A 23,434-nucleotide genomic window follows, 5' to 3' on the forward strand; every position below is an offset into this window, starting at 1 on the left:
ATTATTTCTCGTATCACTTTTTTCTTCATCATTAATTCTTAACAAAAGAGACAATTTTTCTGAAGAAGCTTCGTTTGAAAGTACTGTAAAGAAGTATATTATTTTTACCTTTAAGGCTGGTTTTAAAAATTACGAAATACTGTAAGTATAGTACTTTCGGAATCATTAATTCACTCAATAATACCTACACACAAAAGCATGAGAAGCAGATATTTATTATGGATATTTTTGTCGCTACTTTTGATAAGTATCGGCAATTCATCGCAAGCTCAAAAATCTTTAAATCATTATTCCGATGCTCAAATTTGGCAATCGGCCAATGAAAAGTTTCAAAACAAGAATTTTGGAGCTGCTCGCAAAGAGTTTCAAGAGTTTATAAATAGAAGTAGTACTGAATTTTCCGATAAAAGATCTCAAGCAGAGTTCTTCAAGGCACTTTGCTCTATAGAATTGTTTCGACCAGGTGCAGAAGAGGAGATGAAAGCTTTTATTAGAAATTACCCGGAGAGCAATAAAATTCAATTGGCCTATTTTCAATTAGGGCGCCAGCAATATCGCAACAAAAAATACAAGGCAGCTCTGTTGTGGTTCAAGCAGGTGGATCCGTATTTGTTGAAAAATGATGATTTAACTGAATACCGATTCAAGATTGCTTATTCGTATTTCCGAAAAGCGGATTATGAGAATGCCAGAAAGAATTTTTACGAGATTATTGAGGTATCGGGTGATTACAATGCTCCGGCAAATTACTACTATTCGCATATTGCTTATTTAAATAAGAATTACCAAACCGCTTTAAGCGGATTTGAAAAGTTGGAGTCCAATAGAACTTTTGCTCCAATTGTACCTTATTACATTTGCCAGATTTACTTTTTGCAAGAACGATATCAGGATCTTTTAAATTATGCACCTAAATACTTGGATGATGCAAGTGTGAAGCGACAAGATGAAATTGCCAAAATGATTGGTTTGGCTTATTATCAGGAAAAGGAATATGCCAAAGCCATACCATATCTTGAAAAAGGAAAGAAGAGCTTGGTTCGCGAGGAAAAATTTGCTTACGGATATTGTCTTTACAAGCAAAAAAGATATGAAGATGCCATTCCACAGTTCGAAAAAGTGGGAGGTGAAGATGATGAAATGCTTCAGGTGGCGACTTTCTGTTTGGCAGATTCTTACTTAAAATCGGGAAATAAAAATGGAGCTAAAGCGGCATTTGCCAGTGCAGCAAGAATGGATTTCGATAAGAATATGCAGCAAGATGCTTTATTTAACTATGCCAAGCTAACTTACGAACTATCCTATTCTCCTTTTAACGAAACCATTAAGGCCTTCGATGAATATTTGCAAAAATATCCTGATTCGGATCGAAATGATGAGGCTTACGATTATTTGGTGAAGGTGTATATGACCACCAGAAATTATTCGGATGCCATTGCTTCCATGGATAAAATCAGGAACAAAACGCCTGAAATTGAGAAGGCGTATCAGCGTGTTTCTTTCCTTCGTGGATTAGAGTTAATGAAACAACTGAAGTACGAAGAAGCCATTCAGGCTTTCGATTTGTCTTGGAAATACCGCATGTACAACTCGAATATTTCAGCCGAGAGATTATATTGGAAAGCGGAAGCGAATTATCGTTTGGGCAATTTGAAAGAGGCAATTACGCAGTTTAAAACTTTCTTGGTTTCGCCAGGATCGGGAACTTCTGAATATTTTGGACAAGCTTATTACAATATTGCTTATGCCAATTTCGATTTGGATAAATATGATGAGGCATCGGATTGGTTCAGAAAGTTTGTAAATCAGGCCAACGAAAAGGACGAGTTTGTTTCGGATGCCTACAATCGTATTGGTGATTGTTTCTTTTTGAATAGAGAATACAATAAAGCAGCTGAATTTTATGCAAAAGCAGCTGCTACATCAGGTTGGGATGCAGATTATGCCTTGTATCAACAAGCTTTTTGTATGGGATTGTTAAATCAACCGAACGAAAAAGCCAGATTGCTTGAACAAGTGAAAACGAAATACCCAACATCACAATATTCTGATGATGCATTGTATGAGTTGGCAAGAGCTAAAGTGAAGATGAATGAGCAACGTGAAGCTGCCGGTTTATATCAAGAATTGGTTAAAAATCACTCCAATAGTAGTTTTGCTGCAAAATCATTGGTGCAATTGGGTTTAATGAATTACAATCTCAAAGAATATGAAAAAGCCATTTTAAATTATAAAGCAGTAATTACTGAATATCCGCAAAGTCAAGAAAAGAAAAGTGCATTAATTGGTCTTAAGAACGTATATGTCGATTTAAATAAAGTAAATGAATATTTTGCATTTGTTGAATCGGTAGGCAATGGTTCAATGGTAAGGAGCTCAGAGAAGGATTCATTAACCTATATTTCTGCAGAAAGACTATATATGTCAGGTGAGACAGAGCAAGGAATTAGAGCTTTTGAGAATTACCTTTCTACTTTCCCATCAGGAATGTTCAGGTTGAATGCTCAATATTACAAGGCTGATGCTGCTTTGAATAGTCAGGATTATGAAAGTGCTCTAGTTGGATTTGAAGAGGTTATTAACCAGCCAGATAATTTATTTACGGAAAAAGCTTTATTGGCGGCTTCTCAATTAAATTTTAAAAATAGAAGTTTTGATAGATCTAAAAATCAATATCAGCGATTAATAAAAACTGCAGAGATTCCGGAAAATATTAATGTTGCTAAGGTTGGCTATTTGCGATCGGTATATGGTTTGAGTGAATTTGATCAAGTGATTTTGGCTGCTAAAGATGTTCTTGAAATGCCAAAAGTACAAGAGGAAATGATTCGTGAGGCTACATTTAAAAGAGCAAAAGCATATTTGAGTTTAGATAAGAAAACAGATGCTTTAAAGGATCTGAAGATATTATCAAAGGAAGTTCAAAGTGTGGAAGGTGCAGAGGCTAAATTCAGAATTGCTGAAGTATATTATGCGCAAAACAAATGGGATGAAGCCGAGAAAGAGATTAACAACTTTATTGAAATGAACTCGCCGCATCATTATTGGTTGGCGGAAAGTTTCTTGTTGCTTTCGGATGTGTTTCTAAAAAAGAATGATGAGTTCCAGGCCAAATATACACTGCAAAGTATCGTTGACAATTATGGCTCGAAAGAAGATGGTATTTTTGAGCGAGCTCAGAAGAAACTGAATGTTTTATTGGAAGCTGAGAAGCAGAAAGAGAAGGAAGTTGCCAGCAAATCGGTGGAACTTCAATTTGAAGGAACAGATAGCATTCAGAATAAAAAACTATTTGAAGAAAACTCTGCCAAAAGAGATTCTTTAGGATTGGATGAGGAACGGTTGATGTTGCAGGAAATGTTAGAAGAAGAAAAAGAAGTTGAGTAGCATGATAATTAGAGAAACAATGTTGAAAAAGATTTTATTAGCAATTGTAGTTTTCGGTTTTTCCTACTCAATTGCCTGGTCACAAGAACAAAGAGAGTTAGATAAAGAAGTTAAGGTAAGAACAACTTATCAGCCTAAAATAAATAAGGCTTTAAGATTAGGGAAACTTCCGGTAATTCAAGATACAAGCACATTTACACCAAGCTTTGATTATTTTATTCAGGCAAAACCATTAAATGTAGGTTTTTCGCCAGCAGAGATTCCAGCTGCTAGAATTGTGGGAGAACCATTGAAAAAATTGAATTCCCATACTTTAACTATTGCTGGAGGAAATTATTCTACTCTTTTTGGAGATTATCGATTTAATAATCAACGGTCAAAAACTGCAGATATAGGAGTTCATTTAAGACATTATTCGAGCAATGGAAAATTGAAACTGGAGGATGATGATAAAGTGAAACCTGATTTTTCTGAGCAATTGGCAGAAGTATATGGAACTGCATACCTTGATGAAGGAAAGGTATCAGGAAAATTGTTTTACAAGCATACAGGATTCAATTATTTTGGCTTTCCACAATCGGATGACTTAGAGGGAACCACAACTAATTTATTCCCATACGCTGAGCAAAAACTAAACAATTTTGGTTTAAATGCTTTGTATCAGTCTAACTTTAAAGATGAGGAGCAATTGAATTTTGGTTTGGGATTAAAGTATGAACACTTTTCTGATGATATCGATGCAAATGAAAATGATATTTTAATCTCAGGAAATGCCAGAATTAGAAGAGGAGATGCATTTTGGAGCCTTAGATCGGAGTTTGATTATTTTGCCATTGATGGGTTAAACCATTGGGAAGATTCAAACTGGGTTTCTGAAAGAAAGACCCTAAAATGGAGTTTAAATCCTCAATATTTGTTGCAAACCGGGAACTTTAATCTTCAGTTGGGAGTGAATGCTGTTTTGGCAACTGGTGATGATTCTGAAACCAAACTGTATCCAGATGTAAAAGTGGATTTCGAGGCAATTGACGGAATTATGAGTTTGTTTGCAGGCTTGAATGGCGATTTAAAGATGAATTGTTACAAAGATATTGTAGAAGAAAATCGATTCATTTATTCAGGTTTGAACGTTTCGCCAAGCAATATAAAGTATAAATTATTCGGTGGAATTAGAGGAAGTATGTCTTCCAACTCATCGTTTACTTTACAGGCAGAGTATTCAGCTATCGATAATCAATATTTCTTTATTCAGGAAAATGTTAAAATTCCTCAGGGAATGACCATTTCAGGTGTTCCATATTCCAATAAATTTGGAGTTGTTTACGATGATGTTAATGTACTTCGATTGGGTGCTGAATTAACCATTGGGTGGACCGAGAAGTTGGAATTAAATTCATCAGTTTGGTACAACAACTATTCAATGGATGAATTGGGAGAAGCTTGGCACATGCCGGAATTTGAAATGCAAGTCAACGCAATATATTCTTTTGCAAATGATTTAACTTTTAACGCTGGCGTTAATATGATTGGAGAGCGTTCTACTTTTCTTGTAAGATATGATTTAACTAAAGTAGAAAAGTTAGAAGCGGTCTATGATTTAAATGTAGGAGCCAATTATAGCGTAAACGAATATTTTTCAGCTTTTGCGCAAGTAAATAACTTATTTGCGGATAAGTATTACCAATGGGATGGATATCCTTCGCAAGGACTTAATTTTTTACTTGGAATAAAAGTTAACTTGTAAGAATTTAAAACAACAAAATATTAAGGGATGTCACTACTGGCATCCCTTTTGTTATTACTGACGATAATATATTGTAGATTGAATAGTTTTTACTAGCTTTATTTTAATTAAATTTTCTCAACCACATGAATTTGAACTTTACTTCGCGATATGCGAGCGTTATTATCTCATTATTTACTTTGTTACTGATATCGGGTTCGGTATTCGCTCAACAGGCGGAACGCTGGAAATTATCCGTTAATAATGACAGAAAGCCCTTAGAGATTTTAATGGATATTGGTGAAGAGGATCTCGGAGTTACCTACTTGTTTGATATCACAAGAGATACTTTAAATATGTCTTTTGTAGCAGAAGAGGCGCTTAACTGGAAAAAACACGGTGTTAGTGTATATGCTATGCCCAAAGGCAAAGAAGTTCTAAAATTAAAATTAGATGATGCAGACCTGGAAAATGTGCAGGTTGTATTTTATAGAATGTGGAAGGCCATGCCCAAAGGATTTAAAAACGTAACAACCCTGTTTGAATTGCGTGAATATGGTGTTACAGAAACAGGAAAGAAAGTAGATAATTTCATCATTAAGTTTAAAATGAAACGACCACGAAGAGGACAATCAATTTCCTTTTAAGATGGTGATTTTCAAATAAACATAAACTAAATTTGGGTTTTGCTATTTTTTGTGTTTAAATTGCCTTCGTCAAAAAACAGTATTGTGCATTATTTTTAATGACTTTCCTGCCCTTAGATTCATCATTTTTATTATCTTTGTTTAACTTTTGTTTTTTGGCTTTAGTTGTCTGGTAAGGTGTTGATATTTAAGAGTTTTGATCTTGTGTATGAATGGTTCATTTTCCAGTTTTTGAGAATTAAAAATCAAGCCATTAAACTTTCTGAAAATTGCACAAAAAATATTAGAATTTGGAATTGATAATCAGAGGCTGTTTTTTGATTATCTTCTAATTTCTTTTTCGAAAAACTAAAGATCTGTTAGATGAGTGATTTAGAAAATAAACCAAATGGAAATGCCGAATATTCCGCGGATAGTATTCAGGTATTAGAAGGTTTGGAAGCGGTTCGTAAACGCCCTTCCATGTACATTGGAGATGTTAATGTTAAAGGTTTACATCATTTGGTGTATGAGGTAGTAGATAACTCGATTGATGAGGCTCTTGCAGGTTACTGTAAGAATATTGAAGTTTTTATCAACGAGGACAATTCTATTACAGTTAAGGATGATGGACGTGGTATTCCAACTGAAATTCATCAGAAAGAGAAAAAATCAGCACTTGAGGTAGTAATGACAGTACTACACGCCGGGGGTAAGTTTAATAAAGATTCATACAAAGTTTCTGGTGGTCTGCATGGAGTTGGTGTTTCTTGTGTAAATGCTTTGTCAACTCATTTGCGTGCTGAAATTCATCGTGAAGGTAAGGTGTATTTGCAAGAGTATTCGCAAGGAAAGCCTTACGATGATATCAAAGTTATTGGTGAAACCGATGTTACAGGAACTATAGTGTCGTTTAAGCCGGATGAATCAATTTTCTTAACTACGGAATACAAGTACGATATTCTTGCAGCAAGAATGAGAGAATTGGCTTTCTTGAATAAGAATATTCGTTTGAGCATTACCGATAAACGTGAGAAGAACGAAGAGGGTGAATATCGTAATGATTCTTTCTATTCTGAAGAAGGCTTGAAAGAGTTTGTTGAGTATCTTGATGCAACCCGTGAGCGTTTAATTGAAGATACGATTCACGTATCAACAGAAAAGAATGATGTTCCTGTTGAGATTGCACTTCAATACAATACTTCTTTCTCTGAAAATATCCACTCCTACGTTAATAATATTAATACCATTGAAGGTGGTACTCACCTTACAGGTTTCCGTAGAGGTTTAACGCGTACGTTAAAGAATTTCGCTGAAAAGTCTGGAATGTTGGCTAAGCTGAAGTTCGACATTAGTGGTGATGACTTCCGTGAAGGTTTAACTGCGGTTGTTTCTGTAAAAGTTGCAGAGCCACAATTCGAAGGACAGACAAAGACCAAGTTAGGTAACTCTGAAGTTTCTGCAGCTGTTGATCAAGCTGTTAGTGCTTCTCTATCGAACTACTTGGAAGAACATCCAAAGGATGCTAAAACGATTGTTCAAAAGGTGATTATGGCAGCTACGGCTCGTCATGCAGCTCGTAAAGCAAGAGAATTAGTACAAAGAAAAACGGTTCTTGGTGGTTCAGGTCTTCCTGGTAAATTATCTGACTGTTCTGATAAGGATCCTGCAAACTGCGAGATTTTCCTTGTCGAGGGAGATTCGGCAGGTGGTACTGCTAAGCAAGGTCGTGATCGTAAATTTCAGGCAATTCTTCCTTTGAAAGGTAAGATTTTGAATGTTGAAAAAGCGATGCAGCATAAGGTGTTCGAAAGTGATGAGATTAAAAATATCTTTACAGCTCTAGGAATTACCTTTGGTACCGAAGATGACAGCAAGGCTGTTAACATGGAAAAGCTACGTTATCACAAGATTGTAATCATGTGTGATGCGGATGTCGACGGTAGCCACATTGCAACTTTAATTATGACATTCTTCTTCCGTTATATGAAACCACTTATCGAAAATGGATACTTGTATATTGCAACTCCTCCATTGTATTTGGTGAAAAAAGGAAAGAATTCAGAATATTGCTGGAACGAGGATCAAAGACTTCGCTTGATTGAAGAATGGGGTGGAGGAAAAGAAAGTTCTATGCACATCCAGCGTTACAAAGGTCTTGGTGAGATGAGTGCGGAACAATTGTGGGAAACTACGATGAACCCAGAATTCCGTACTTTACGTCAGGTAACCATTGAAAATGCAGCTGAAGCTGATCATGTATTCTCAATGTTGATGGGAGATGAGGTTCCACCACGTAGAGAATTTATCGAGAAAAATGCAACTTACGCAAATATTGATGCATAAGTTCTAAATACAAAACAGAAGCCCTTGAGAATTTCTCAGGGGCTTTTTTGAATAATTAATCGTCTTCGTCTTATTTAAATTAAGAGTCATGAATATCTGCGTATTTTGTTCTTCAAGCAATTCTTTGGATGAAAAGTATTTTAAGGAAGCTACTGAACTTGGAAAATTAATTGGTTTAAATCATCACGGATTGGTTTATGGAGGAACCAATGTTGGCTTAATGAATGAGGTGGCTGAAGCTGTGAAAACATCGGGAGGAAAAGTGTTAGGGGTTATTCCTAAGTTGATCAATGATTATGGAATTTCTGCTGACTTTTTAGATGAATTAATTATTACACCTGATATGGCTGAAAGAAAAAAGCTATTACGCGATAAATCGGATGCTTTTGTTGCACTTCCTGGTGGTTTTGGAACATTAGAGGAAATATTGGAGGTAATCACGTTAAAGCAATTGGGCTATCACAATAAACCTGTTGTGTTTATTAATACAAATGGCTTTTATGAGAATTTAAAAGCTCAATTTGAACTATCTTATCAAGAAAAGTTTGCTAAACCTGAATACAGCAAATTGTTCTACTTTGCCACAGACTACAAAGATGCAATTTCCTATATAGAGAACTACAAACAAGAAGTTAGGGGAACAAAATGGGATTAGTTTATTGAGAATTGCTTATTGATTGAATCCAATAAAGTTTTGGTTTTAACTGGTTTTACGATGTAATCATCACAACCTGCAGCAAAGGCTTTGGTTTTGTTTTCTTCTTCAACAAAAGCAGTTTGTCCAATAATTGGAATTGCTGAATTTCGATGCTTTATTCTCTTGGTAGCTTCGTATCCATTCATAACTGGCATCTGAATATCCATTAAAACAATATCAACCTTAACCGATTCACACAATGAAATAGCTTCAATGCCATTTTTAGCCCAAAATATTTGAGCCTGAGTGTGTTCTAGCGCAGTTTTAAAATAAGTAAAGTTATTTCTTTGATCATCAACAATCAGAATTTTCTTGCCACCCCAATTGTAATGGTTTTCTTTGCGAAATTCATCTTCTTTCTCAATGCTAAATGGAAACTGTATATAAAAACAGGTTCCTTCATTTTCTATTGATTCTACTCTTATTTTGCCACCAAGAACCTCTGTTAATCTATGGGTAATTGTTAGACCTAATCCTGTTCCACCATATTGCCTGGTGTCTGATCCGTCAATTTGTCTGAAAGACATGAAGATATCCTTTAAAGCACTTTCAGGAATACCAATGCCAGTGTCTTTTACATATATTTCAATGGCAGATTCATTTTCTATGGTTTGATATCCAAATTCTACTGAACCTTCATTTGTAAATTTGATTGCATTATCTAAAACATTGGATAAAAGTTGTTCTAATCTTTTTGCATCGGTAAACAAAAGAGCATCTTTATCGCTTAGTGCTTTTTGTACTTGTAGTGTAATGTGAGATTTATTGATACTATTTTTTAGCCCATAAAATTTCTCAAATAGAACAGTAAGAATGCCATTTAGATTATAATTTGCCCAATTCAAATTGATTTGTCTCGATTCAATTTTTGACAAATCAATAATATTATTTATGAGCTGTAGAAGGTTGTTACTACTTTGTTTTATTAGTTCTCCATATTCAAGTCTTTCATTTTCATTGATATTTTGAGAGGTCATAATATCGGTAAATCCGATAATATGATTCATTGGAGTTCGAATTTCATGAGACATATTTGCCAAAAATGCTGATTTTAAAAGGTCTGATTCTTCGGCTTTGTTTTTGGCTTCGGTTAAGTGTTGCTCATATAGTTTTCGTTGTGTGATATCACGGTAAATTCCGAAAATTGCGATAGGTTTATCGTCAATTATTATTGGATTCCCTACGATGGATACATCAATCAATTCTCCAGTTTTGCATTTTCGTTTGGTTTCTATTTCAACAAGCTGCCCATTGGTAGTTAAGGTATTTAATTTATTTGCTTCTTCTTGTCTTTCTTCATCGGCAAGTAAATTGTCAATACCTACACCTTTTATATCTTCCAAAGTGTAGCCAAAAAGTTCAGTGAATTTTTTATTGATTTTAATTCCTTTGCTTTCATTGTCAGTAATGGCAATCGCTTCTGGTGAATTTTCGAATAATTGTTCAAAATATGCAGTTTCGATATTTAACTGTTGCTCAATTTTGTCACGTTTTGAAATCATTTGATTTGCTAGCTCACCTAATTCCTTGTATTCCTTAAATTGTAAAGATGAGATATTTATTCTTAGCGATTCGGATGCTGCTTTTTCAAAAAAACGAGTAAATACGTATAGACCAGTTTTTGTAATTCGAACCATATATCGCGAGAAAATGATAATGCAAATCACAACCAGAGCTACAAGAATTACCCCATTAAGAATATAGTTATTTACATTTGCTTGCAATTCATCATTTCTATTTTTAATGGTTTGGTTCAGTTCGTCAAGATGAATACCAGAACCTATAATCCATTGCCAGTCTTTATAGGATTTTGCATAAGTTAATTTTGGTAAGGGGCGTTCAATTGAGTTTGCAAAAGGATCAAGATATTCTATAAATCCACCTTCAGAATCAGTTCCCCTCGAAATGAATTCTCTTACAATCCTGTTTCCATTTCTATCAGATATGTTCCATAAGTTTCTCCCAACCAATACTTTATTCGTGTGGGCAAGGCATGTTCCATCAAAGCTTATAACTGTGATAGTGAAATCATCATCAAATCGTAAATCGGTAATTTTTTCTAATATTTTCTCTTGAATTTCAAGTTTATAATTGTTTACATATTGAGTGCAGCCAATATACCAATCGAACTCTTTAAATATTTTAACAAAAGAAATCTTGGGATGAATTTTCTGACTATTTTCTGCTTGCCAGGAATAGTCCGTGTAACCTTCTCCTACTGATTTGACAGTTTCAATTTCATTTTGGATAATCGGAACACCATAAACATCTTTTACCTGAAGTTTGTTTCGCCCAATCCTCTCAGGATTTTCAGGATCCATAATTACGGTTCCATTTAATTTGTTAATGTAGAAGTAGCCATCTCCATTATTAAAGCGAACCGATTTTAATGCATTGATTATTAATTTTTGAAGCTCTTTTTTTGTTAGTTTGTCCTTATAGCTTTTGTATAAATTAGTTGCAATGCTGTGTGCTTCGTAAACTCTACTACTAATATCTTTCTTTAATAGGTTTCTGGTTTGCAACCTTTCATTTTCAATATAATTGATAAGAGTTTGAGTTTCCTGTTGTAAGGTTTTCTTCTGGTTTTTTAAGAAATCTTGCCTTATTTGAAGCGACTCTCGTTGAAACTTTTGTTTTTCTTGTTGGATGACAAACAAACCAAATACAAGAATTAATCCCAATGATATGGAAAGCAATGAAAAAAGAAAAACTTTCGAAATGCTTTTGTTGTTAAAGAGTTTAGTGAGAATGAACTTCATACAATCGAAACAGCGATTTTAAATATTTACAGTTCCTGAAAATACTTTTCTTGCAGGCCCAATAAGCCAAACATTATTAATATTTTGTGTGTCTAATCTTTCAAAACGAACTTCTAGGTTTCCACCTTTGGTTGTTATTTTGAAATGTTCTTTGTTTTTTTCATATCCGGAACCAATTGCAGATGCAACTACACCAGTACCACAAGAATAGGTTTCATCTTCTACTCCTCGTTCGTAGGTACTTACCTGTATTCCTTCATCATTGAAAGAAACAAAATTTACATTTGTACCTTCTTTTGCAAATCTTTCATTGTACCGAATTGCCTTTCCATTTTTGTATGTATCAAAGTTTGCATGGGAATCAATGAATTCAACGTAATGCGGCGACCCAGTATTCATGTAGTAATGATTTTCGCCCTTTTCGATACCAGATACATTGATCATTTTCAGACTAACCTGCACGAAATCATTTTCATCTTTCACCAAGGCCTCATGTTCTCCATCTACTGCAATAAATAGTGTCTTATCCTTGATAATCCCTAAATGATATGCAAACGCAACAATACATCTTCCACCATTTCCGCACATGCTGGCTTCACCACCATCCGAATTGAAGTACCTCATGCGAAAATCGTAACCTTCAGCATTCTCCAATAACATTAAACCATCTGCACCAATACCAAATCTTCTATGGCACAAGTGTCCAATTAACTTTTTGTTATCTGGGGTTATAATATTATTACGGTTATCAATCAAAACAAAATCATTTCCAGTTCCCTGATATTTCCAAAATTTAATCTGCATTCTTGTGTAATCCTGTTAATAAGTGTTAAATACGTTAAAATTCAAAACACTTCTAAACTTATATCGTTAAAATTGTAGCATAAAAGTAAGAATCTTATTGGTTTTACCCTTATTTCAAAAAGTGAAAAGTGCAAGAATTTGATGAATGTTAATTCAATGATAATTAACTATTGATTATATGAATCTGTTTTCGTAACTTTTTATGTTCGAAACAGGATGTGTAAATTGCCGATAAGATGGATCCTAAGTTTCACTCTTAAAATTTTTATTGCATTATGAAAGCTAAAATGTTTTTTGGAAGAGTTTTAACTGCAGTATTTGGTGGGGGTATTGCCATTATTTTATTTGTATTATTTGTTGATAAAGAAGAAAAGATTATCACGGTAAAGGAGCCAAATGCGATACAATTAGCAAGTCTTCCGCAAAATGTGACAGGTCAGGTTGATTTAACGCTGGCCGCAGAATCATCAGTAAAATCGGTAGTACACGTAAAAACTTTATATACGAACGAAGAGTATCAATCCAATCCATTTTACGACTTTCTATTTGGAAATAGTAAAAGAGACTATCAACCACAGCCAAGTTTAGGTTCAGGTTCAGGAGTAATTATTTCTGATGATGGTTATATCGTGACAAATAATCATGTTGTGAAAGGTTCGAATTTAATTAATGTAGTTTTACAAGATAAGAGATCCTATGAGGCAAAGTTGGTTGGACAGGATCCATATACCGATTTGGCATTGATTAAAATTGAGGAAGAAGATTTGCCTGCCATGAGTTTTGGAAATTCTGATGAATTAAAATTAGGAGAGTGGGTTTTGGCGGTAGGAAATCCGTTTAATTTGACTTCCACAGTTACCGCTGGTATTATAAGTGCTAAAGCCAGAAATCTTGGTATCATGAGCAATAGGATGAGTATTGAATCGTTCTTACAGACAGATGCAGCAGTAAACCCTGGAAATAGTGGTGGAGCCCTTGTTGACACCAAGGGAAGGTTGGTAGGTATTAATACAGCAATTGAGTCAAGAACGGGCTCGTACTCAGGATATTCATTTGCAATACCAGTTACAATTGTAAAGAAGGTAATTGACGATTTAAAAGAATTTGGTAAGGTACAACGTGCTATGCTAGGGGTTTCAATTCAAAGTGTAGATGCTAATTTGGCTGAGGAATATGGACTGGAAAAGATAGAAGGGGTTTATATTGCGGAACTTACAGATGGTGGTGCTGCAGGAGGAGTTGGAATGAAAAGAGGAGATGTTATTCTAGAAATTAATAGTAAAGAAGTAAACTCTGGTGCCGAACTGCAAGAACAAGTGAGCAAGTATCGCCCTGGAGATGAAATAGAGGTTTTAATAAAAAGAGATGGCAAAAAGAAACAATTTGATGTCGTTTTACGTAATAGGTTAGGAAATACGGAAGTGATAAAATCAAGTGATTTGGCTTTCCTGGGTGCTGAATTCGAGCCAATTTCTACTAAAGAGAAATATCGACTTCAAATAAATAGGGGAGTTAAAGTAAAGAATCTGCGTGGTGGAAAGTTGAAAGAGGAGAATATTAGAGAAGGTTTTATTATTTACAAAATTAACAATACACCAATTTATAAAGTAAAAGATATCGAAGAGGCATTGCAGAGCGTTAAGGATGGCGGAGTATTTATTTCCGGTATATATCCTAACGGCAGCGTGAAGTACTATGCCTTTTCTCTTAAGGATAATGAATAGAAATCAAACGAGAAAAATATAAATATTCGAATAAAATGGCAATTAATTTTGACTTTTTTTATTAAAAAGTCTAATTTTGCGAAATATTTTCGATGAAAAGGGACTATGAGACAATTAAAGATAACTAAATCAATTACCAATCGTGAGAGTGCGTCGTTAGACAAGTACTTGCAAGAGATTGGTAAAGAAGATCTTATTACAGTTGAGGAAGAGGTTGAATTGGCGCAGCGAATCAAAAAAGGCGACCAAAGAGCTTTGGAAAAGTTAACCAGAGCAAATTTGCGTTTCGTTGTTTCTGTAGCTAAGCAGTACCAAAATCAGGGATTGAGTCTACCAGACTTGATCAATGAAGGAAACTTGGGATTGATTAAAGCAGCAGAAAAGTTTGATGAAACTCGTGGATTTAAATTCATTTCTTATGCTGTATGGTGGATTCGTCAGTCTATCCTTCAGGCTTTGGCAGAGCAGTCTCGAATCGTTCGATTACCATTGAACCAGGTTGGTTCGTTGAACAAGATCAACAAAGCATTTTCGAAATTCGAGCAAGAACATGAAAGAAAGCCATCTCCTGAAGAATTAGCAGAGTCCTTGGAGTTACCTGCAGATAAAGTTGCAGATACCCTACGTGTTTCAGGTCGTCACATTTCTGTCGATGCTCCGTTTGTTGACGGAGAAGACAACAGTTTGTTGGATGTATTGGTGAATGATGATTCTCCAATCGCAGACAGAAGTCTCTTGAATGAGTCCTTAACCAGAGAAATTGATAGAGCTTTAGCTACTCTAACTGAGAGAGAAAGCGATATTATTAAACTTTTCTTCGGTATTGGTATTCAAGAAATGACCTTAGAAGAAATTGGCGAAAAATTTGGATTGACACGTGAGCGTGTTCGTCAGATTAAAGAAAAAGCGATTCGTCGTTTGCGTCATACTTCACGAAGCAAATTATTGAAATCATATTTGGGATAACAGTTCCCGCGAGATAACTAAAGCAGTTTCGAAAGAAACTGCTTTTTTATTTTCCTTTATTTTGAGTTTTTCACTTTCAATTGTTCCTGTAGTTTGTACATCTCATCTCGATATTGAGCAGCTTGTAAGAAATCCATATCTTTTGCAGCTTTTTGCATTAATTTCTTCGTTTTCTCAATACTCTTTTCCAAACTTTCTTTACTCATGTATTGTACCACAGGATCAGCTGCAATTTCAACACTTTCAGGACCTGCATAAGCATCTGGTTCTGCTTTCTGAGTTTGTTCGATAATGCTTTTCTTTGATTTTACAATTTGCTGTGGTGTAATGCCATGTTTCTCATTGTAAGCTAATTGTTTCTCGCGACGACGATTGGTAGAATCAATTGTTTCTTTCATAGATTTGGTAATCTTATCAGCATACATGATGACCTTACCATTCACATTACGAGCAGCTCTACCTGAAGTCTGAATTAGCGATCGGGTAGAGCGAAGGAAACCTTCTTTGTCAGCATCAAGAATTGCTACCAATGAAACTTCCGGTAAATCCAAACCTTCACGAAGTAAGTTCACACCAATCAAAACATCGAACTCTCCATTTCTAAGGTCTTCCATAATTTTAATTCGATCTAATGTGTCAACATCAGAGTGGATGTAACGACAGCGAATGCTTAAATTGGCAAAGTACTCCGATAATTCTTCTGCCATTCGTTTTGTAAGAGTAGTAACCAATGTACGCTCATCTTTTTCTGTTCTTTCATTGATTTCTGCTATTAAATCGTCAATCTGATTTAAGCTTGGGCGAACATCAATTTGAGGATCAAGTAATCCGGTAGGTCGAATTACCTGTTCAACCACAACACCTTCGCATTTTTCCAGTTCGTAATCAGCAGGAGTTGCACTAACATATATGGTTTGATTGGTTACTTCTTCGAATTCTTCAAATTTTAATGGTCTGTTATCAAGTGCAGCAGGCAAACGGAATCCATATTCTACCAAATTGATTTTTCTGGAATGATCGCCACCATACATGGCACGAATTTGAGGAATGGTAACATGACTTTCGTCGATTACCATTAGGAAATCATCTGGGAAGTAGTCTATTAAGCAGAAAGGGCGAGTTCCAGCAGGTCTTCCATCAAAATATCTTGAATAATTCTCGATACCAGAACAGTGCCCCAATTCCCGAATCATTTCCAGGTCGAAACTTACTTTTTCTTCCAATCGTTTTGCTTCCAAATGTTTCCCGATTTCTTTGAGGAAAGCAACATGTGCAACCATATCATCTTGTATTTGATGAATGGCCGATTGAACTCGATCTTTACTGGTAACAAATATATTGGCTGGGTAAATGGTAATTCGGTCGTAATCTTCAATTTTTAATCCATTGATCGGATCGAAAGAATAGATTTCATCAATTTCATCATCCCAGAAAATAATTCTGTAGGCAAAATCAGCGTAAGCAGGATAGATATCAACAGTGTCACCTTTTACACGAAAATGTCCCCGTTCAAATTCCACTTCATTTCTGGAATATAGAGCATCAACAAATGCAAACAGAAGCTTATTGCGCGAAATAACCTGACCTTTTTCCAAAACCGTAACATTGTTGTGGAAATCTTCCGGGTTACCAATACCGTACAAGCAGGAAACCGATGAAACTACAATTACATCTTTTCTTCCTGAAAGTAGAGATGAAGTTGCACTAAGCCTTAACTTTTCAATCTCATCATTAATGGAAAGATCTTTCTCTATATATGTGTCGGTTACAGGAAGGTAAGCTTCTGGTTGATAATAATCGTAGTACGAAACAAAATACTCGACGGCATTATTGGGGAAGAAATTTTTAAACTCACCATAAAGCTGTGCCGCAAGGGTTTTATTATGACTTAAAACCAAAGTAGGCCTTTGAACTTCCTGAATTACATTTGCCACGGTAAATGTTTTACCCGAACCTGTAACCCCAAGAAGAGTTTGAAATGGAGAACCATCGTTCAGTCCATTACTAAGTTCTTCAATCGCCTCAGGCTGATCGCCTGTTGGTTTAAATTTCGATACAATTTTAAAATCCATACCCCTCTTTTTTAATCTTATACCATTTATTAGTAATCGAGAGCTATTTATGACTCTCGTTGTATTTTGGTATAATGCCGATTTATAATTTACAAGTCATTGTACGTGAAGTGTACAAATGGCTTAAATAAATTAATAATCGGTGCTACAAAGCAACGCTAAAATAGAGAAACAATGTGAAACGAGCATGATTTAAATAATTATTAAATACAAATTGTTATAATTATTTAAATCTTGGGGCTTCCTCCCGATAATTATCGGGATGGCAAAGCCATGTAAAATATAAACAGATGAACTTGAAAATGTTTTCGGTACAAAAAATGCCGACTATTTTAAATAGCCGGCAGTACTTTATATTGAGATAAGTCTACTGTGAAATTTTAAAGTAAACCGGAAAGTGGTCGCTGTATCCTCCGTAGTAATTCGGACCGCCATAGGTTCTACTAGGAACAAGTATACCTTTCTTGTTTTTGTAACAAATCCACACTTCTTTAAATATCTTTCCAGCATCGAAAGAGGTATGAAGTCCGTTTTTCTCATTCAACAATGAGTTTGAAACAATTAAATTATCAAGCATGTTCCAATTGCCTCTATAATTGTAGGTTCCTTCTCCTTTGGCATCCATATTATAAACAAGGTTGTACAAATATGAAGGATTTGATGAGTTTTGATTGTTACCTGCACTTAATGTTTGGCTAACCGATTTGTTGTTGGGTTCATCGTTAAAGTCACCCATAATGATGATGTTTGCCAAAGGGTTTTTGGATTGAATATCATTAACAGCATTTTTCAATTGTTCGGCAACAAATACTCTGTTCTTTTCCGATTTTTCTAAACCGCCTCGCCTCGAAGGCCAATGATTTACAAAGACATGAACCGTATCTGTTCCAATGATACCCTCTACATATAAAATGTCGCGAGTTTTGTAATTTGGTTCCCAAGGAAATTGAATGCCAATTGCTTCATGCTTTAGATATTTAAAATCCTCTTTCTTGTAGATCAGGGCACAATCAATACCTCTTTTATCAGGACTTTCGCTATGTGCAATTCCATAATTTCCTTCAATTAAAGTCTCTTGTTTACAAAGATCTTCGATTACTTTTTTGTTTTCAATTTCGCATAAACCGATAATGCTTGGTAAACCTAATGTGTCAATTGAAGAAAGAACCTGAGCTAATTTTTCCAATTTATCCTGATATCGTTCACCATTGAACTTTAATTTTCCTTCGGGAGTAAAATCATCATCCCATTTTTCCGGGTGGTTAATCGTGTCGAATAAATTTTCGACATTATAGAATGCAATAGTATATTCCCTTGTTTGCTTACTACAAGATGCTATTACGAGTGCAACGGAAATTAGTAAAAGTAATTTTTTTAACATGATATGTGCTTATTGATTTAGTAATATGGAGTAACATCAGTAACCATCATACCTGCTTTTTCGGCTGCTTGTATTCCTAATAGTCCATCCTCAAATACCTGGCAAAATTTAGGATCTACTCCCATTAACTCGGCACATTTCAAAAAGGTTTCTGGCTCTGGCTTATGATTGTTTACATCATCAGCACTAACCAAAATAGGAATGTACTTATCCAAGCCAAGAATCTCCATCGTTTCTTGAGCTATATTCCTCTTTCCTCCTGTGCCTACTGCCATTGGAATTTGGTTGTGGTATTTATAAACCAAGTCAGTTACAGGTTTAATTTCAGTTATCTTATGCATCTCCTTTGCAAAAAATTCTTCTTTAATAACGGAAAACTCTTGCGGATCAATAGAATGGTTGTATTCCTTATTCAGTTTTTCGATAATTTTAGAGGATGGCATTCCTGCACAAGCAGATAACCATTCAAATGAGTATGTTACGCCCATTATTTCTGCTGCTTTTTTCCATGCTTCAAAATGTAATGGCATGGTGTCAGCAAGTGTTCCATCTAAATCAAAAATTAAGGCTTTTGTATCGGCATGTATATTTATCGATTTCATATTCATTCTCTTAGTAGGTTCAACTTCACAATTTATTCGATTTATTATATCTTCTGATTTTAATAATTAACAATATTAATTCAGATCCGATATAAAAGAAAGCGCAAATTATTAATTATTTCTTAATTAATGCCATGCTTAACTTTATAATTTATAAATGCTTTATTGAATTTCATGCGAATAGTTTAAGATGTGAATTATATTGATTATCTGTTTGTTGAATTCTTTAATTTTTTTTATTTTTCTATCGATTTGTAAAACATTTTCGAAAGGCATACGTTTGAAGTAATGTCTACATTATTAGAATTAAAAGTGAGGTTTATGAAGTTTGTACAGAGAAGTTTGATTCTATTATTTGTTCTATTTAGTGTTTCAGTAAGTGCCAAAAAAATGTCGGAAGCGGAAAAACGAGCTGACGTTATTACCAAGTGGATGACAAAAAAACTGGAACTAAGTTCCGATCAGGTATTAAAAATTCAGGTTTTAAATTTGGAATGTGAGAAAGAAATAGATCGTCTTACTAATGAAAAGGCGGGTTTTTCCTGCATGCAAGCTGTTCGCGATAGTTTGCTTCAAAAAGAGGTTTGCTTCAAAGAAATTTTAACAGATACTCAATTGGCCAGTTACAAAAAGTCGAAGTGTGAGTTAAAAGAGAAACTCAAAAAAATGTTTAAAAGACTCTAACGTTTAAATAATATATCCTCATTCCCAACCGAAATTCGGTTGGGTTTTTTTAGCTAAAAATTCTTGTAAGAGAAAAAAAGATAAAAAAATCTGAAATATTTTAGTGTTTGTAACATCCGTTACACTTTTTCGAAATTCAATGTAAGATATTTGTAGTGTCAAAAGGAGATAAGGCATGGCGAAAATAAATTCTTTTACTTCTTTTTGATTTTGTAAATTGAATAAACCGAAAATAAATAACACTAAAAAAATACTATTATGAGCATGTTTTGTTATCAATGTCAGGAAGCAGCTAAAGGGACTGGTTGTACAATTAAAGGAGTTTGTGGTAAGACCGATGAGGTTGCAAACATTCAGGATCTACTAATGTATGTAATGAAAGGAATTTCATTGTACAGCGTAAAAGCTCGCGAAGCTGGTGTTGAAAATGAGAAAGTAAACAATTTCATTATGACTGGATTGTTTATGACGATCACTAACGCAAACTTCGATAAAGTAAAATTCGTTGAAGCAATTCGCGAAGGATTAAAATTAAGAGAAGAAATTAAAAAGCAAGCTGAAGAAGCTGGTGTTTCTTTCGGCGATCTTCATCACTCTGCAACTTGGTTTGCTGATTCAGAAAATGATTTTGACGCTAAAGCTCGTGTAGTTGGTATTTTGGCTACAGAAAACGAGGATGTACGTTCATTGCGTGAGTTGTTAACTTACGGTTTGAAAGGTTTGGCAGCTTACACAGAACACGCTTACAACTTAGGTTTCGAAAAAGCTGAATTGTACGCTTTCATGCAAGAAGCTTTGGTAGCAACTACTGATGATACTCTTTCTGCTGATGATTTGGTTGCTATGGTAATGAAGTGTGGTGCTAATGGTGTAACTGCAATGGCTACTTTGGATGAAGCAAATACATCTGCTTACGGTAATCCAGAAGTAACAGAAGTTAATATTGGGGTTAGCAACAAGCCAGGTATCTTGATTTCAGGTCACGATTTGAAAGATATGGAAGAGCTGTTGAAGCAAACTGAAGGAACTGGTGTTGATGTTTACACTCACTCAGAAATGTTGCCAGCAAACTACTATCCTGCATTTAAAAAGTATGAGCACTTTGTAGGTAACTACGGAAATGCATGGTGGAAGCAGAACGAAGAGTTCGAAACTTTCAACGGACCAATCTTGTTCACTACCAACTGTATTGTTCCTCCTAAAGCGACTTCAACGTATAAGGATAAAGTATACACTACTGGTGCATCAGGTTTCCCAGGATTCAAGCACATTGCTGCTGACGAAAATGGAAAGAAAGACTTCTCAGAAATTATTGAATTAGCGAAGACTTGTGCTGCTCCAACTGAAATTGAAAAAGGTAAAATTGTTGGTGGATTTGCTCACAACCAGGTAATGCAAGTTGCTGATAAAGTTGTTGATGCTGTAAAATCAGGTGCTATCCGTAAGTTCTTTGTAATGGCGGGTTGCGACGGTAGAATGAAAGATCGTAATTACTATACTGAATTTGCTTCTAAATTACCACAAGATACAGTAATCTTAACTGCAGGTTGTGCCAAGTATCGTTACAACAAATTGGAGTTAGGTGATATCGGAGGTATTCCACGTGTATTGGATGCTGGTCAGTGTAACGACTCTTACTCATTGGCAGTAATTGCATTAAAATTGAAAGAAGTATTTGAATTGAACGATATCAACGACCTTCCAATTGCTTACAACATTGCTTGGTATGAACAAAAAGCGGTTATCGTATTGCTAGCACTTCTTCACTTGGGAGTTAAGAACATCCATTTAGGACCTACATTGCCAGCATTCCTATCTCCAAACGTAGCAAAAGTATTGGTAGAAACATTCGGAATTGGCGGAATTGGTGCTGTAGACGAAGACATGAAAATGTTCTTGAACTAGTATAACTGATAAATTTGCGCCCTGAGTGAAGTATGATAAGAAGGAGTTTGTACAGGGCGCAATTTCACTTACCGATAATGGTTTAGTAAAATTTTTAGGGTTAAAGTAAAAAATGTCTGATTGAATGATTATGGTTCTTTCGGACTTTTTTTTTGTTATTATCTTCATCGTATGGCTAAAAGCAAAACAATACAGTTTCTAAAAAAATATCACAAGTGGCCATCATTGGTACTTACTCTGTTTATTATCCTGTTTTCCATTTCGGGGATTATCATGAACCACCGTGCTTTGTTTTCTTCTTGCGATGTAAATCGTAAGTATTTGGGATCGGAATATCAGTATAATAATTGGAACAAAGCTGCTGTGAAATCAGCAATTCATTTAAGTGATGAGGTATCCTTGATATATGGAAATATTGGGGTTTGGAAAAGTTCTGACAATTTAAAATCCTTCTCTGATTTGAATTCCGGATTTCCTGAGGGAATTGATAATAGAAAGATTGAGAAAATCATTCAAACAAAATCAGGAGAACTGTTTGCAGGAACACTTTTGGGCCTTTATCAACACAGGGATAATGAATGGAATAAACTTGAACTTTCGGTGAAGGAGGAGAGAGTTGTGGATTTTATGGAGATTGGTGAGGATCTTTATATCTTAACCAGAAGTAACCTGCTAAAGAAAGTTGATGATACCTTCGAAATTGTAAATATTCCAGCCAGTAAGGATTACGATGGTAAAACAAGCCTGTTCAAAACCCTTTGGGAAATTCATAGTGGCGAGGCTTTTGGCATATTCGGGAAGTTGTTTGTGGATTTTATTGGATTTATATTTCTATTCTTAAGCTTTAGTGGTTTGGTTTACTTCTTTTTTCCCGATTGGATCAAAAGAATCAAGAAAAGAGGAGGGGGGGGCAAAAGAAAAATCAGCTTTCTAAAATTCAACTTAAAGTGGCACAATCACTTTGGGAATTGGCTGATTATCTTTCTCATTTTAACCACCATTACAGGAATGTTTCTTCGCCCGCCATTGTTAATTGCCATTGCCAATAGTCGTGTAGATAAGATTCCATTTACTCATCTCGATAATCCCAATCCCTGGTACGATCAATTGCGAAGAGTTCTTTACGATGAAGAGTTGAACAGAGTGATGCTGGCAACCAACGAAGGCATTTATTATAGCGATAACCTGTTTGAAACAGCTCCCGAAAGATTCGAGCATCAACCTCCGGTTTCGGTAATGGGAGTTAATGTACTCGAAAAGGCAGGTGAAGACCAGTATTTGGTTGGTTCGTTTAGTGGTATTTTTTATTGGATGCCCGAAAGAAATTTGATCTTCGATTACATTACCAAACGACCACATGTCCCAGTTCGCAGAATGGGACCCCCCATTGCAGCACATCCTATCGCAGGTTATTTAAAAGATAAAGAAGGAAGAGAGATTCTTTTCGATTACAATTTGGGAGCAGGAAATATAAGTGACGATACGGGATTTACCAGTATGCCAGCAGAAATTCAGGAGAGCCCCATGTCCTTATGGAACCTTTGCTTGGAAGTACATACCGGCCGCATCTACCAATATATTTTTGGAAAAATGTACATCTTGTTTATCCCGATTGCAGGACTTACAATTTTGTGGATTCTAATTGTTGGATACTTGTTGTATAGAAAACAAAGAAAAGTTTAAACTTCAAAAAAGAAATAGAAGTGAAATGTCTTATGCACTAATTATGAAGTGAAAGTGATCTGCTGATCACGT

At 35.2% G+C, this 23,434-nt stretch carries 15 protein-coding genes; 10 read left to right on the forward strand and 5 right to left on the reverse strand.

Annotation, left to right across the window (positions count from 1 at the left end; translation table 11 throughout):
- Positions 1-198 precede the first annotated feature (198 nt).
- From M0051_RS15435 to M0051_RS15455, 5 genes are all read left to right on the forward strand, one after another.
- Positions 199-3,387, forward strand: coding sequence for a tetratricopeptide repeat protein (locus M0051_RS15435; RefSeq protein ID WP_306742406.1), 3,189 nt, complete (start codon positions 199-201; stop codon positions 3,385-3,387).
- 19 nt (positions 3,388-3,406) lie between these two features.
- A complete protein-coding gene (locus M0051_RS15440) occupies positions 3,407-5,131 on the forward strand; it encodes a hypothetical protein (protein ID WP_306742407.1) in 1,725 nt (574 codons plus the stop codon).
- A 125-nt stretch (positions 5,132-5,256) separates the two neighbouring features.
- Positions 5,257-5,757: a hypothetical protein gene (locus M0051_RS15445; RefSeq protein ID WP_306742408.1), complete on the forward strand. Its 501-nt coding sequence runs from the start codon at positions 5,257-5,259 to the stop codon at positions 5,755-5,757.
- A gap of 363 nt (positions 5,758-6,120) precedes the next feature.
- Positions 6,121-8,082 carry a DNA topoisomerase (ATP-hydrolyzing) subunit B gene (gene gyrB / locus M0051_RS15450; protein WP_306742409.1) on the forward strand — a complete coding sequence of 654 codons (1,962 nt, stop codon included), beginning with the start codon at positions 6,121-6,123 and terminating at the stop codon, positions 8,080-8,082.
- 88 nt (positions 8,083-8,170) lie between these two features.
- Positions 8,171-8,737, forward strand: coding sequence for a TIGR00730 family Rossman fold protein (locus M0051_RS15455; protein WP_306742410.1), 567 nt, complete (start codon positions 8,171-8,173; stop codon positions 8,735-8,737).
- Here the strand turns inward: M0051_RS15455 and M0051_RS15460 are convergent.
- Together M0051_RS15460 and dapF are read right to left on the reverse strand one after the other, a co-directional pair.
- Positions 8,734-11,541, reverse strand: coding sequence for a cache domain-containing protein (locus M0051_RS15460; protein ID WP_306742412.1), 2,808 nt, complete (start codon positions 11,539-11,541; stop codon positions 8,734-8,736). The two genes, M0051_RS15455 and M0051_RS15460, sit on opposite strands and share 4 nt — an antisense overlap.
- An 18-nt stretch (positions 11,542-11,559) precedes the next feature.
- A complete protein-coding gene (gene dapF, locus M0051_RS15465) occupies positions 11,560-12,345 on the reverse strand; it encodes a diaminopimelate epimerase (RefSeq protein ID WP_306742413.1) in 786 nt (261 codons plus the stop codon).
- A 275-nt stretch (positions 12,346-12,620) separates the two neighbouring features.
- On the opposite strand from dapF, the gene M0051_RS15470 reads away from it, so the two are divergent.
- On the forward strand, positions 12,621-14,069 hold the full coding sequence (locus tag M0051_RS15470) for a S1C family serine protease (protein WP_306742414.1): 1,449 nt from the start codon (positions 12,621-12,623) through the stop codon (positions 14,067-14,069).
- Positions 14,070-14,174: 105 nt separating this feature from the next.
- Positions 14,175-15,035 carry an RNA polymerase sigma factor RpoD/SigA gene (locus M0051_RS15475; protein ID WP_054719691.1) on the forward strand — a complete coding sequence of 287 codons (861 nt, stop codon included), beginning with the start codon at positions 14,175-14,177 and terminating at the stop codon, positions 15,033-15,035.
- A gap of 56 nt (positions 15,036-15,091) precedes the next feature.
- On the opposite strand, the gene uvrB is transcribed toward M0051_RS15475, so the two are convergent.
- The 3 genes from uvrB to M0051_RS15490 form a co-directional block, all read right to left on the reverse strand.
- Positions 15,092-17,107: an excinuclease ABC subunit UvrB gene (gene uvrB / locus M0051_RS15480; protein WP_306742415.1), complete on the reverse strand. Its 2,016-nt coding sequence runs from the start codon at positions 17,105-17,107 to the stop codon at positions 15,092-15,094.
- 367 nt (positions 17,108-17,474) lie between these two features.
- Complete coding sequence (locus M0051_RS15485) at positions 17,475-18,488, reverse strand: hypothetical protein (RefSeq protein ID WP_306742416.1); 1,014 nt, start codon at positions 18,486-18,488, stop codon at positions 17,475-17,477.
- A 17-nt stretch (positions 18,489-18,505) separates the two neighbouring features.
- A complete protein-coding gene (locus tag M0051_RS15490) occupies positions 18,506-19,090 on the reverse strand; it encodes an HAD family phosphatase (protein ID WP_306742417.1) in 585 nt (194 codons plus the stop codon).
- Positions 19,091-19,411: 321 nt separating this feature from the next.
- Between M0051_RS15490 and M0051_RS15495 the strand changes: the two genes are divergently transcribed.
- The 3 genes from M0051_RS15495 to M0051_RS15505 all read left to right on the forward strand — a co-directional run bounded on the left by M0051_RS15495 (position 19,412) and on the right by M0051_RS15505 (position 23,362).
- On the forward strand, positions 19,412-19,774 hold the full coding sequence (locus M0051_RS15495; RefSeq protein WP_306742418.1) for a hypothetical protein: 363 nt from the start codon (positions 19,412-19,414) through the stop codon (positions 19,772-19,774).
- A gap of 258 nt (positions 19,775-20,032) precedes the next feature.
- Positions 20,033-21,679, forward strand: coding sequence for a hydroxylamine reductase (gene hcp / locus M0051_RS15500; RefSeq protein ID WP_306742419.1), 1,647 nt, complete (start codon positions 20,033-20,035; stop codon positions 21,677-21,679).
- A 171-nt stretch (positions 21,680-21,850) separates the two neighbouring features.
- Positions 21,851-23,362: a PepSY-associated TM helix domain-containing protein gene (locus tag M0051_RS15505; RefSeq protein WP_306742420.1), complete on the forward strand. Its 1,512-nt coding sequence runs from the start codon at positions 21,851-21,853 to the stop codon at positions 23,360-23,362.
- The last annotated feature ends 72 nt before the right edge of the window (positions 23,363-23,434 follow it).

This window comes from Marinifilum sp. D714, assembly GCF_030851345.1.
In the GTDB taxonomy this organism is placed as follows: Bacteria; Bacteroidota; Bacteroidia; order Bacteroidales; family Marinifilaceae; genus Marinifilum.